The following is a 12,741-nucleotide window of genomic DNA, read 5'->3' on the forward strand; positions in this document are numbered from 1 at the left end:
CCGGCACCCGCCGCCCACCTCCCGCGCGACAGCCGGCACCGCCTCCAGGACACCCCACCGCCCCAGCTTCCTGCCCCCCGGGGCGTCTCGGAGGGCCCCGGCGCGCAAATGCGCCGGGGCCTTTCTTTGTCGGATCTCGCCGTCAACGAAAACGGGCGACCCGAAGGCCGCCCGCAAATTCTCCGGTGATGCCGGTCCGGCTCAGTCGAGACCGAGCTTGCCACGCAGGGTCGACAGATCCTCCGCCAGCGTGTTGACCTTGGTCGACAGCACGGCGCGGTCCGCGTCGGTCAGCTTCTCGTAGCTTTCGAAGCCGCCATTGTCGGTCTTGTATTTGGCAAGCGTTTCGCCGGCAGTTGAAAAATTGCCGTCGACCTTCTTGACGAAATCCGGATCGTCCTTGGCAATCAGCGGCTTCAACAGATCGAAGATCTTTTCCGCGCCCTGGAAATTCGCCTCGAAATCCCACAGGTCGGTACGGCTGTAGCGGTCTTCCTCGCCGGAGATCTTGGTGGCGGCGACCTCTTCCATCAGCGCGGCTGCGCCACCGACCACGGCCTCGGGCGGGAAGGTCAGCTTGTTGATCCGGTCATTCAGATCCTGGACGTCGGCCATCAGCCTGTCGGCATAGTCCTTGATTCCGTCGGTGGAGTTTTCCTTCCAGAGGCCGTATTCGATCCGGTGAAAGCCGGTAAAGGTCGGGTCCTTCTCGCCCTTTTCGTAGTCGTCGGCGCGCGCGTCGATCGACCCGTCGAGATCGGCAAACAGTTCGGCGATCGGCTCGATCGCCTCATAGCTGGTGCGGGTCGGGGCAAACAGCGATTTTGCCTTGTCGACATCGCCGGCCTTGACCGCCTCGACAAGGCCTTGCGTGTCCTTGACCAGTTCGGCGGTCTTTTCGGCAACGTAGATCTTGTAGTCGCTCAAGGGTTGAACGAGGTCGAGGCTGGCCTCACTGCTGCCGGCGGCAAGCGCCATGCCGGGGGCCGCGATAACCGAGGCAAGGGCGCTTGCGGCGAGGATGTGTCTGAAATTCATGAAATCTGTCTCCTTGGAATACAGTCGGGGCCGGGTGCCTCGATGTCAGGCCCGCAGGGTTTCCATCATGGTCTTGCCCAGATAGTCCCCGGGACAGCAGACACCCGGTAAAACGTAGAAATAGCCGCCGCCGACGGGCTTGATATACTCCTCCAGCGGCTCGCCGTTCAGGCGGTTCTGGACGGTGATGAAGCCCTGATCGAGATCGGCCTGATAGGCGATGAACAGCAGGCCCTGATCGAGCTGGCCGGATTTCGTAACGCCGTTCGAGTAGTTGAACGGCCGGCGCAGGATCAGATTGGCTTGCGTGTCGGCGGTGCGCGGATTGGCAAGCCGGATATGGCTGTCGAGGGGCGTCAGTCTGCCGTCCGGATCGCCTGCATAGTCGGGCAGGTCGCTCTCGACCTTGCCGCCGAAGGGCGCGCCGCTCGCCTTCTGGCGACCGAATATGGTTTCCTGCTCCTGCAGCGGCGTGCGGTCCCAGCGCTCGACGAAATTGCGGATGATCCGCACCGCCTGGTAGCTGCCGCCCTTGGCCCATTCGGGCTCGTCCTTGCCCGCCTCGACCCAGACGATCCGGTCCATCAGCGCCGTGTCGCCGGCATCCGGATTGGCGGTGCCGTCGCGAAAACCGAGGAAATTGCGCGCGCTCTCGCTCGATCCATCGGGTTTCGGCGGGATCACCGGCACGTCGCCCGCCTGCATCCAGCGGATCACCAGATGATCGGACAGGTTTTTCATCAGGTCGCGCAGCGCGTGGATATTGACGTCGGCACGGTTGGCGCAGAACTGGATCGACAGGTCGCCGTGGCAGAGGTCGCGGTCGAGCGCGTCGTTGGGAAATTCGACCATGGTCTTCAACCGCTTCGGCTTCAGCGGTTTCAGCCAGTCACGGTCGTCGAAGAAGGAACTGCCGAGCCCGACCGTGACGGTCAGTGCGTCGGCGGCGATATCGGGGCCGAGAATGCCCGATTCGACGGGCGGCAGCTTCGGATCGACATCCGGCACCTTGCCGCCCGAGGTCAGGAAGACCGCGCGCTCGGTGAGCCGCCTGAACAGGTCCTCGACCTCGTCGCGGGTCTGGGCGACGACGGTGAAGGAGACGATCAGGCCCGCCTCCGGGCGTGGCGTGACGATGCCGGCCTGGTGAGGGCCGTAAAAGGGAACGACCTGCGCCTGCTGGCTGTCGCCGGCCGGCGCATCGGTCACCTGATGGCCGTCGGTGCCCTCGGCCTTGGCCGCGCCGACGGAGAGCGCCAGCGCGCCGCCGGCGGCAGACCCCAGCCCGAGCAGCAATTGCCGCCGGCTGCTGGCAAACGGGCAACCGCTTGCGGCCGTCCTGTCGGGATCGCGCCGGTCGGTCATGCGCCTACTCCGATCGTGCCCTCGAGCCTGGCATAGGTTTCGGCAAGCGTCTGCACTGCCTTTGCCAGTTGCTCGCGGGCCGCCTTGTCGACGGTGTCATAGGGCGGGTAATGGTCGCCGGTCTTCAGCGAGGCGAGCATATCCCGGGCCTGGGTCATGGCCGTCGTCATCTCGTCCGCAAGCGTCGGGTCGACATTGGCGCTGACGGCCTGCAACAGGCCGGCGACCTTGTCGATCCCGTCGAGACTGGCTTCGAGATCGGCCAGATCGGTGCGGGCATAATGGTCCTCGCCCTTTTCGATCCGGCCCTGCAGCAGATGATCGGCCATACCGCCGGGCAGCGCGATCAGCATTGCCGGGTCGAGCTTCAGCGCTTTCAGCCGGGCCGAAAGCAGCGTCATGTCAGCCACCAGCCGGTCCGCGATGGCACCGAGGCCATCCAGCGAATTCTGCTCGTAAAGGCCGTATTCGATGCGATGGAAGCCGGAAAATTCCGGATCGTCCTCGCGCTTTTCCAGATAGTCGGCGGTCGCGTCGATCGAATTTTCCAAATCCGACATGCGGAAGGCGACCGGTTCGATATGTTTGAACGGCACGCGGGCGGGTTCGTAGAGCGTGCGGGCCTTGTCGAGATCGCCGGCATGGATGGCATCGGCCAGCGCCTTGGCCGCGTCGACCGCTGCCTTGCCCTGCAGCGCCAGGTAGACCCTGTATTCGGAGAGCGGGCCCAGATAGTCGCGCAGGCCAAGCGTGCTGGCTGCTTTCGCATATTCTTTCGAGGGCGTGACATGCAGCGTGCCATGCGCATTGGAGATCAGGCCGCAGGTGATCTCGTAATCGCCCGGCGCCAGAGTGGCGGTGACGCTCTGGCGAATGCCCGGCACGATGTTCTCGCGCTCGGCGACCACCATGACGCCATCGAGGATTTCCCATTCGACCGGACGGTCGGAGGCGTTGAACACGTCGAAGGTGCGGGTGCCGGCGGCAACCGTGATGTCGGCGGGATCGCAGGCATTGGCGGTCACCCGGACCTCCAGCCCCTTGCGCCCGCTGGTGACGGCCTGGTTCTTGACCGTGGCAAAGAAGAAGGCGGCGCCGGCGGCAAGGGCTAGCACGGCTGCGCCCGCCACGCCTGCAACCATCAGGCCGCGCGAGGGTTGGTTCTGGTCAGACACGGACATTCTGCGGCTCTCCGGCGGCGGGGGTCAGCGGCTTTTCTCCGGAGACGCGCACCGGCCGCAGGAACAGGAAGAAGGTGATGGCAAGGAACAGGCCCCAGGCGATCGACTGGCCGATGGTGGGGGCCTCCTGGTAATTGAACACGCCGGACAGCAAGGTCCCGAAAAGGCTGGAGACGGGAAGCGCGTGGCTGAGATCATAGGCGGGCGTCTGCAGCCCGTTCCAGAGGCCGGCTTCATGCAGGCTGCCGATCGCAGCCGAGAGCAGCCCGGCTGCGACGACCAGGATGAACAGGCCGGTCCACTGGAAGAAGCGGCGCAGGTTGATCCGCACGCCGAAGCCGTAGATCGCAAGGCCGATGATGAGCGCGACGACCATGCCGAGCAATGCCCCCAGCGGGGCTGCCATGCCCTGGCTCTGCTGGAAGACGGCGAGCAGGAAGAAAACCGATTCGACGCCCTCGCGGGCAACCGAGAAGAACACCATGCCGATCAGCGCGAGACTGGCGCCGGATCCCTGGGCCAGCGCCTGGTCGACCGAGCCCTGCAGGCCGGCCTTCATCGTGCGCGCCGCCTTGCGCATCCAGGTGACCATGGAAACCAGCACGACGACGGCGATCAGGCCGACAAAGGCCTCGAACAGTTCCTGGGCCTTTTGCGGGAACTCGGCGCTGACCAGCTGCAGCACGGCGCCGACGAACAGCGAGACCGCGATCGCCAGGAAGACGCCGATCCAGACGGCGGGAAGCCATTGGCTGCGGCCGGAATGACGAAGATAGCTGGCGATGATGCCGGTGATCAGCGCGGCTTCGATGCCTTCGCGCAACATGATCAGAAAGGGGGCGAGCATTCCAGGTCCTCAAAGTCTCGACACCCGGACGAGGTCCGGGCGTTTTCAATCGCGCCGGCTTGGTCCGTCCCGCCGTCAAGCGGGCGGGAAGCTCCTGAAGGAGCATGGTTGGCAACGGCAGCGCGCGAGCGCGTCGTCGGCCAAGCGCCGGAGGAAGCCAGTGACGCAGGGTCGCCGGACAGGGACAGAGCGCCTGTGACAGGCGGGGTGGCCACGGTCAGCGGCGCCAAACTATTATCATGAAGGCGCCAGTCAAGTTAAAATTTGGCCGTTCTGCAAAGATCAGCCGCGACATGCTGTCCTGCACGGGCAGGGGGCTTACCCGGCCGCATAGCCCAGCGCCTTGCTCACCTTGTGCGCCGCGTCGCGCACCATCAGGATCAGCAGATCCTGCTTTTCCAGGTAGCGCGTCGTCAGGGTGCCGAGATTGAGGGCGGCGACGACGGCACCCTTCTCGTCGAATATTGGTGCGGCGATCCCCGTCGAGCCGGTGATGAATTCCTGATCGTTGAGCGCATAACCGTCGCGGCGCGCCTTTTTCAGCACGTTCCGCAAGGCGTCCGGATCGGTGATCGTGTAGCGGGTATAGCTCAGCAGCTGCATGCGGCCGAAATAGGCGTCGACGGCCTCTTTCGGCTGATAAGCGAGCAGGATGCGGCCGGTGGCGGTGCAATGGGGCGTGATCGCGGCATCCAGGCTGACATTGTAGTGTACCGGCTGGCGGCTCACGCATTTAGCCAGTCGGCGGATTTCGCAATAGGCATTCATGGTCGAGAGCATCACGGTTTCCTCCGACTGGTCGCGCAGCGCCTCCATCACCGGCATGGCGGTAACGACCAGCGGTTCCTCGTTGCGGTGAAAGGGGAAGCCGTGCCGGCTCTGCTCGACAAGCACGTATTTTCCCTTGTCGTCCTGGGCCAGATGGCCACGCGCGGCAAGGGTCTGGATCAGCGCATGGGCGCTCGATTTCGGCAGCTGGAGATCGCGAATGATCTGTGCCAGCGCCACGGCTTCACGCCGTGCCGCGAGATATTCGATCAGGTCCAGGATGCGCCCGGCGCTTTTGACCTCGGAGTTCATATATGTGAACGAAACCTCGATTGATGATCAATTGCTAGGCTTGTAACAATTTTTCATCAATGGCGAAACTGCGGCGTTCGCAGTCGAATCGCAGGCAGGAAGGTTGTCGATGAGCGTTACGGACGGGCACGACCAGCTCAAGCCCTGGCAATGGGGCGAGGATGTCTGGCGCACGAAGATCGGGCAGGCACGCGCAGGACAGTCGCTGAAGCCTGTCGAATGGAAGAACGGCGCAAAAATGGCAGTCGCCATTTCGTTCGACAGCGACCATGAAACCTTCGAATTGCGCAATGGCGGCCTGTCGGTCGGGCGGCTGAGCCAGGGCCAGTACGGCGCCCGCCGCGGCACGCCGCGCATTCTCGACGTGCTGCAGAAATACTCGGTTCCGGCCACTTTCTTCATGCCGGCCGTCTCGGCGATGATCAATGAAGCCGAGGTCAACACCGTGATCGACGCCGGCCACGAGATCGGCATTCACAGCTGGATCCACGAATTCAATTCCCGTCTCGACGGGACCACCGAGCGTGACCTGACGCTGCGCGCCGCCGACATGCTGGAGAAGATTTCCGGCATCCGTCCGGTCGGAATGCGCACGGCTTCCTGGGATTTCAGCCCTGCGACGCTCGACATCGCCCGCGAGCTCGGCCTGCTCTACGACAGCTCGCTGATGGCCGATGACGACCCTTACGAACTGATGGACGGTGACCAGCCGACCGGTATCGTCGAGATCCCGGTGGAGTGGATCCGCGATGATGCGCCCTATGTGGCGATGGACCGCCTGGCCGGTGCCCGGCCCTATGGCGGACCGGCCATGGTGCTCGACATCTTCCGCCGCGAGCTGGAAATGGCCTATCAGGAAGGCGGCCTGTTCCAGCTGACCATGCATCCCCATCACGTCGGCCACCGCTCGCGGATCTTCATTCTGGACGAGATCATCCGTCTGGCACGCTCGAAGGGCAGTGTCTGGTTTGCGACGCATGAGGAGATCGCGCGCTACTGTGCGGACGAGTGCAACTTGAAAACGCTTGAATCCGCATCACCATGACGACGGCGTCCGCGCCGATGGACGATAATTCGACAAGTTGAGTACCAACGAAAAAAGAGAGGGTGAAGAACAGATGAAAAAGAATTTCGCGACTATCGCCGCGATGGCCGTGGCGCTTCTGGCGTCCGCGGCCTTTGCCGAGGCCAAGGACACGCTGACCATCGACCTGCCCAATGATGCGGCGACGCTGGACCCGCATCTGCAGTGGAACACCGACAGCTACAGCGTCTATCGCAACATTTTCGACAATCTGCTGACCCGTGACGCCTCGGGCGAGATCGTGCCGCAGATCGCCACCAAGTGGACCTACGACAATGACACCACGATCACCTTCAAGATCCGCGACGACGTCACCTTCCAGGACGGCTCCAAGCTGACGGCCGACGATGTCGCCTTCTCGATCAACCGGATCATCGATCCGGCCCTGAAGAGCCCGCAGCTGTCGCAGTTCAACCAGATCGACAAGGCCGAAGTCGTCGATCCGACGACCGTCAAGGTGACGACGAAATCGGCCTATCCGGCGCTGCTTGCCCAGCTGGTCAAGCTCTCGATCGTGCCGAAGGCCTATGTCGAGAAGGTCGGCGACCAGGAATTCAACCTGAAGCCGCTCGGCTCAGGCCCCTACAAGGTCACCGAATGGAAGAAGGGCATCGAGACCGATCTCGACGCCTATGACAATTACTGGCGCGGCAAGCCGCCCTTTGCCCATGTCGTCTTCCGCGCCGTGCCGGACGTCTCGACCCGCATCGCGGACCTGAAGACCGGCAAGGCCGACCTGATCCGCGACGTGCCGCCGGACCAGACCGACAGCGTCAAGACCGCGTCCGATACCCAGCTTCTGTCCGTTCCGACGGAACGCGTCGGCTATCTCTATATCAACGCCGAAGCCGGCGCGACGAAGGACCTGAAGGTCCGCGAGGCGATTGCCTATGCGATCGACAAGCAGGGCCTCGTCGACGCCCTTCTCGAAGGCTACGGCAAGCCGGTCAATGTCATGGGTGCCGAGCCGATCTTCGGTTACACCGACCAGGTCAAGGGTTATGACTACAACCCGGAAAAGGCCAAGGAACTGATCAAGGAAGCCGGTGCCGAAGGTGGCAAGCTCGAATTCCTGACCTCGCCTTCCTATAGCCGCGCCATGGTGGAAGCCATCCAGCAGATGCTGAACGATGTCGGCCTCGACGTGTCGATCTCCTCCAGCGACCAGGCGACCTTCCTGAAGCGCCGCCAGGGCGATGCGGACAATGCCGGCAGCCTTGCGATCGGCGCATGGTCCTGCGCCTGCCAGGATGCCGACGGCATCATCTACCCGCTCTACCGCTCGGGCAGCATCTGGGCCAAGTACAGCAACCCGAAATATGACGAACTGGTCGACAAGGCCCGCTCGACGCTCGACGTGAACGAACGCAAGGACCTCTACGCCAAGGCCTACGAGATCCTGCGCCAGGACGTGCCCGGCCTCGGCCTCTACCAGGTCTATGCGCTCTATGGCGCCTCGAAGAGCCTGGACTGGAAGCCCTCTGCCAACGAGGCGATGTTCGTCATGGACATGAGCTGGAAGCAGTAAGGCCTCGAAGCGGGGAGGGGACCAGACGACATGTTGAGATACGCCGTCGAACGACTGATACAGGCCGTCATCGCGATCTTCGGCGTTCTCACGATCGTCTTCGTCATCATGCACCTTTCGGGGGACCCGACCTTGCTTCTGGTCCCCCAGGATGCCTCTGCCGAAATGATTGCCAATCTGCGCCATCAGCTCGGCTTCGACAGGCCGATCTGGGTGCAGTATCTCGACTATCTCCAGGGGCTGTCGCATCTCGACTTCGGCGTGTCCGTCGTCCAGCGGGTCCCGGCGCTCGACATCGTCGCCTCCAGGCTTCCCTATACGATCGAGCTTGCCGCCGGCGCGCTGGTGGTGGCACTCGGCGTCGGCATCCCCGCAGGCATCGTCATGGCGACCATGCGCGGCAGTGTCGTCGAGCGGGCGCTGACCGCGCTCGTCGTCACCGGCCAGAGCGTGCCGACCTTCCTGTCGGCCATCCTGCTGATCTTCGTCTTCGGCGTGACCCTGCGCTGGCTGCCGACCTCGGGGGCCGGCGATTTCGCCGCCCTCATCCTGCCGTCGATCGCGCTCGGGGCGATCTCGATGTCGACCTTTGCCCGCATGACCCGCATCGCCATCATCGACGAGCTGTCCAAGGATTATGTCCGGGCCGGACGGGCGCGCGGGCTTTCGGGCGCGCAGGTGGTGCGCCGCCATGTGCTGCGCAATGCCTCGATCCCGGTGATCACCATCGCAGCGCTGGAGATCGGCAATCTGCTCGCCGGCGCCGTGATCATCGAGACGGTGTTTGCCTGGCCGGGCATCGGGCAGCTGGCCATCCAGTCCATCCAGTCGCGCGACTTCCTGGTGGTCCAGGTGATCGTGCTTCTGATTTCCTTTGTCTATGTGCTGACCAGCGTTGCGGCGGACTTCGTCTATGTCGTCGTCGATCCGCGCATCCGGCTGGTCCGATGAGAGGCGCCCGATGATGAGCAGCTCCGCACTCGCGACCTTTGCCGGTCGCATCCGCCGCGTGCCTCTCTCGGTGATCGTCGTCTCGGTGATCCTCGTCGTCATCGTCGCGATGGCGGTTTTCGCCCCGTGGATCGCGCCCCAGGATCCGAACAAGCAGGCGCTGCTGGCCCGCCTGAAGCCGCCGGGCTACGTCTATCGCGGCATCACCTATCTGCTTGGCACCGACGATCTCGGTCGCGATCTGCTGTCGCGCACGCTCTACGGTGCCGGTGTCTCGCTGTCGGTCGCCGTCCTCTCCGTGGTCGTCTCCACCCTTGTCGGCGTGTCGCTCGGGATGATTGCCGGCTGGTTCCGCGGCTGGGTCGAGACCGTCATCATGCGGCTCGTCGACATCATGATGTCGATCCCCGCCGTGCTGCTTGCCGTGCTGACGGTGGCGGTGCTTGGGCCCGGCTTCTTCAAGCTCGTCCTGGTGCTCGGCCTGACCCGTTGGCCGCGCTACACGCGTGTCGCCTATGCCCAGACGCTGCAGGTCTCCGGCCTGCCGTTCATCAAGGCGTCCGAGCTTGCCGGAGCAGGGGCGGCCCGCATCCTCTTCCACCATATCCTGCCGAACATCGCCGGTCCGCTGCTGATCGTCGCGACCTCGGAATTTGGCCTGATGATCCTGATGGAATCCGGCCTGTCCTTTCTCGGCCTCGGCATTCAGCCGCCTTCGTCCTCCTGGGGGTCGATCATGAGCGTCGGCCGCCAGTATATCGAGCGGGCCTGGTGGATCGTCGCCGTTCCCGGCGCCTTCCTCTTCCTGCTCGTCTTTTCCGTCAACGTGCTCGGCGACTGGTTGCGTGACCAGCTCGACCCGCGCTCCCGTTCCCGCTGAGGTGTGATCCAATGGAATTTCAAGACAAGACGATGGTGATCACCGGAGCGGCGGGCATTTTCGGCGGCTGGATCGCGCGCTATTTCGCCGCCCGTGGCGCCACGCTCTGCCTCTCCGACATTCGCATGGAGGCGCTTGAGAAAGTCGCCGCCGACCTTGCGCTCGATCCGAAGACGACCCTGCTGCACGCGACCGAACTCACCAGCGATGCGTCGATGCTTGATCTGGTGGACCATGTGCGCCGCGAATGGAAGGCGCCGGACATCCTGGTCAACAATGCCGGCATCTACACCCGCTTCGGCCTGCTCGACATGGATCTGTCCGACTGGGACCGGGTCTTCGGCGTCAATCTGCGGGCGCCCTTCGTGCTCAGCCGCGAAATGGCCAAGCTGATGATCACGGAGAAGAAGCAGGGTTCGATCATCAACATCTCCTCCGGCGCCGCGCGCAAGATGAACCAGAACTCCGTGCCCTACTGCACCTCCAAGACCGCGATCGAGCGGTTGTCGAAGGGCTTTGCCATGGAGCTTGCCCATCACGGCATCCGCGTCAACGTGGTCGAGCCGGGCTTTGCGCCGGGATCGGAAGTCTCCGAGCTGTCGGACGATTACGTCGCCAACATGCTGAAGAATATTCCGCTCGGCCGCGCCAGCGGTCCCGACGACGCGGCGGGTGCCATCGCCTATCTCTGCTCCGACAAGGCGGCCTTCATTACCGGAGCCGTGCTTTCGGTCGACGGCGGCAATTCGATCGGCAACTACAAGCGGCCCGAACCCGCTTCGACCGGAGGCTGAGGGAACTCGTGATGGATAACGCTGCGATCACCCCCTTGCTGTCGGTGGACGACCTGACGATCGAGATCGGCGGTGCGCCCGTCGTCGACGGTGTCTCGTTTACCGTCGCACCGGGCAAGGTCATGGCGCTGGTCGGCGAATCCGGGTGCGGCAAGTCGCTGACCGCCTATTCCATGCTCGGTCTTCTGCCGCCGGCGGCCAGGCGGGCAGGCGGCACCATCCGGCTGGGCGGGCAGGAGCTGACGGCTCTGTCGGAGCGTGCCTACCGCAAGGCGCGCGGCAAGGACATCTCGATCATCTTCCAGGAACCGTCGGCCTCGCTCGATCCGCTGACCACGGTCGGCGCGCAGATCGCTGCTGCCTATCAGACCCACAACAAGGTCTCCCGTGCCGACGCCTATGACCGGGCGCGGCAGATGCTGGCCGATGTCGGCATTCCGGATCCGGACCGCCGGCTGCACCAGTATCCTTTCGAGCTGTCGGGCGGCATGTGCCAGCGCATCATGATCTCGATTGCGCTGATCAACGATCCGCGCGTGCTGGTGGCCGACGAGCCGACCACGGCGCTCGACGTCACCATCCAGGCACAGATCCTCGACCTGATGAAGGCGCTGGTCTCCGACCGCGGCACGGCGATCGTGATCATCACCCACGACATGGGCGTCGTCGCCGACATCGCCGACGATGTCGCGGTCATGTATGCCGGGCGGATCGCCGAGATCGCGCCCGTGCACGCGCTGTTTGCCGCCCCCAGACACCCCTACACGGCCCTTCTGCTTGCCAGTGTTCCCACTCTCGATGACGCGCCCAAGGCGGACCTCGCGACCATCGAGGGCACGGTGCCGACGCCGAACGAGTTCGGCGTCGGCTGCCGTTTTGCCGATCGCTGTCCGCTGGTGACCGAGAAGTGCCGGGCCGAACAGCCGCCGCTGATCGATTGCGGCGGTGGCCATCGGTCCGCCTGCTGGCACATCGACCGGATCGGCGAGATCGCGAAGGTGGCGGCATGAAGGAGGTGCAGACGGTTCTCGAACTGACCGACGTCGCCGTGCATTTCGGCGGCCGTTCCGGTCTGCTCGGCAAGTCCGGCGCCGTGGTCAAGGCGGTCAACGGCGTCAGCCTGCAGATCGGTCGCGGCGAGACGGTGGCGCTTGTCGGCGAATCCGGGTGCGGAAAGTCGACACTCTCCAACACCATTGTCGGCCTGCAGGCGCCGGTCTCCGGCAGCGTCAAGGTGGCCGGCGAGGAGGTCGTCGGGGCAACGCCGAAACAGCTGAACGACATTCGCCGCAAGGTGCAGATGATCTTCCAGGATCCCGCCCTGTCACTCGATCCGCGCTCGACGATCGGTGCGACGATTGGTGAACCCCTGAAGGTGCGCGGCATCGCCAGCGGCAAGGCGTTGCAGCAGAAGGTCGGCGAATTACTGACCCAGGTCGGGCTGCGCCCCGAGCAGGCGGACCGCTATCCGCACCAGTTTTCCGGCGGCCAGCGCCAGCGCGTGGTGATCGCGCGGGCGCTGGCGCTCGAGCCGGATCTGGTGATCTGCGACGAGCCGGTGTCGGCGCTGGACGTTTCGGTGCGGGCGCAGATCCTCAACCTCCTGGTTGCCCTGCAAAAGCGCACCGGGGTCTCCTATCTCTTCGTCTCCCATGACCTGTCGGTCGTGCGCCATATCTGCGACCGCGTCGTGGTGATGTATCTCGGCCGTTTCGTCGAAATTGCCGACCGGTCCACCTTCTTTGCCGAGCCGAAGCACCCCTACACCCGGGCGCTGATGTCGGCCGTGCCCGAAGCCGATCCCGTCGCCCAGCGCGACAAGGAGCGTTTCATGTTGTCGGGCGAGCTGCCGAGCCCGGCCAATATACCGTCGGGTTGCGCCTTCCATACCCGCTGCCCGATGGCGACCGAGATCTGTTCCAACATCCGCCCCGAACTCACACCCCGGCCGGACGGCGCCCTCGTCGCCTGCCATCACGCGTGAGACCCTGAC

12 protein-coding genes are annotated in these 12,741 nt (G+C 64.2%); 7 read left to right on the plus strand and 5 right to left on the minus strand.

The genetic code is table 11. The annotated features are described in order from the left end of the window. Nucleotides 1–201: 201 nt before the first annotated feature. The 5 genes from efeO (J2Z17_RS03305) to J2Z17_RS03325 all read right to left on the minus strand — a co-directional run bounded on the left by efeO (J2Z17_RS03305) (nt 202) and on the right by J2Z17_RS03325 (nt 5,511). Nucleotides 202–1,038, minus strand: a complete 837-nt coding sequence (gene efeO / locus J2Z17_RS03305; protein WP_209942224.1) for an iron uptake system protein EfeO — start codon at nt 1,036–1,038, stop codon at nt 202–204. 45 nt (nt 1,039–1,083) lie between these two features. Then, nucleotides 1,084–2,403: an iron uptake transporter deferrochelatase/peroxidase subunit gene (efeB, locus tag J2Z17_RS03310; RefSeq protein ID WP_209942225.1), complete on the minus strand. Its 1,320-nt coding sequence runs from the start codon at nt 2,401–2,403 to the stop codon at nt 1,084–1,086. After that, nucleotides 2,400–3,584 (minus strand): iron uptake system protein EfeO, encoded by a 1,185-nt coding sequence (gene efeO, locus J2Z17_RS03315; RefSeq protein WP_209942226.1) that lies wholly within the window; start codon nt 3,582–3,584, stop codon nt 2,400–2,402. Before efeO (J2Z17_RS03315) ends, efeB begins: the two co-directional genes overlap by 4 nt. After that, nucleotides 3,571–4,431: an iron uptake transporter permease EfeU gene (gene efeU / locus J2Z17_RS03320; RefSeq protein ID WP_209942227.1), complete on the minus strand. Its 861-nt coding sequence runs from the start codon at nt 4,429–4,431 to the stop codon at nt 3,571–3,573. The genes efeO (J2Z17_RS03315) and efeU overlap by 14 nt, the downstream gene beginning before the upstream one ends. Before the next feature lie 318 nt (nt 4,432–4,749). Further along, complete coding sequence (locus tag J2Z17_RS03325; protein WP_209942228.1) at nt 4,750–5,511, minus strand: IclR family transcriptional regulator; 762 nt, start codon at nt 5,509–5,511, stop codon at nt 4,750–4,752. Between the two features lie 109 nt (nt 5,512–5,620). On the opposite strand from J2Z17_RS03325, the gene J2Z17_RS03330 reads away from it, so the two are divergent. The 7 genes from J2Z17_RS03330 to J2Z17_RS03360 all read left to right on the plus strand — a co-directional run bounded on the left by J2Z17_RS03330 (nt 5,621) and on the right by J2Z17_RS03360 (nt 12,732). Further along, nucleotides 5,621–6,556 carry a polysaccharide deacetylase family protein gene (locus tag J2Z17_RS03330; protein ID WP_209942230.1) on the plus strand — a complete coding sequence of 312 codons (936 nt, stop codon included), beginning with the start codon at nt 5,621–5,623 and terminating at the stop codon, nt 6,554–6,556. A 73-nt stretch (nt 6,557–6,629) separates the two neighbouring features. Then, nucleotides 6,630–8,123 carry an ABC transporter substrate-binding protein gene (locus J2Z17_RS03335; protein ID WP_209942232.1) on the plus strand — a complete coding sequence of 498 codons (1,494 nt, stop codon included), beginning with the start codon at nt 6,630–6,632 and terminating at the stop codon, nt 8,121–8,123. A gap of 30 nt (nt 8,124–8,153) precedes the next feature. Beyond that, a complete protein-coding gene (locus J2Z17_RS03340) occupies nt 8,154–9,074 on the plus strand; it encodes an ABC transporter permease (RefSeq protein ID WP_209942234.1) in 921 nt (306 codons plus the stop codon). A gap of 10 nt (nt 9,075–9,084) precedes the next feature. Next, on the plus strand, nt 9,085–9,954 hold the full coding sequence (locus J2Z17_RS03345) for an ABC transporter permease (protein WP_245223846.1): 870 nt from the start codon (nt 9,085–9,087) through the stop codon (nt 9,952–9,954). Between the two features lie 11 nt (nt 9,955–9,965). Then, nucleotides 9,966–10,748 (plus strand): SDR family NAD(P)-dependent oxidoreductase, encoded by a 783-nt coding sequence (locus J2Z17_RS03350; RefSeq protein ID WP_209942236.1) that lies wholly within the window; start codon nt 9,966–9,968, stop codon nt 10,746–10,748. Between the two features lie 11 nt (nt 10,749–10,759). Next, the gene (locus J2Z17_RS03355) at nt 10,760–11,758 is read left to right on the plus strand and encodes an ABC transporter ATP-binding protein (protein WP_209942238.1); all 999 of its coding nucleotides are present in this window, start codon (nt 10,760–10,762) and stop codon (nt 11,756–11,758) included. Continuing rightward, on the plus strand, nt 11,755–12,732 hold the full coding sequence (locus J2Z17_RS03360) for an ABC transporter ATP-binding protein (RefSeq protein ID WP_209942240.1): 978 nt from the start codon (nt 11,755–11,757) through the stop codon (nt 12,730–12,732). Before J2Z17_RS03355 ends, J2Z17_RS03360 begins: the two co-directional genes overlap by 4 nt. Nucleotides 12,733–12,741 lie beyond the last annotated feature (9 nt).

The sequence above is a fragment of the Heterorhizobium halophytocola genome (genome assembly GCF_017873095.1).
In the GTDB taxonomy this organism is placed as follows: Bacteria; Pseudomonadota; Alphaproteobacteria; order Rhizobiales; family Rhizobiaceae; genus Allorhizobium; species Allorhizobium halophytocola.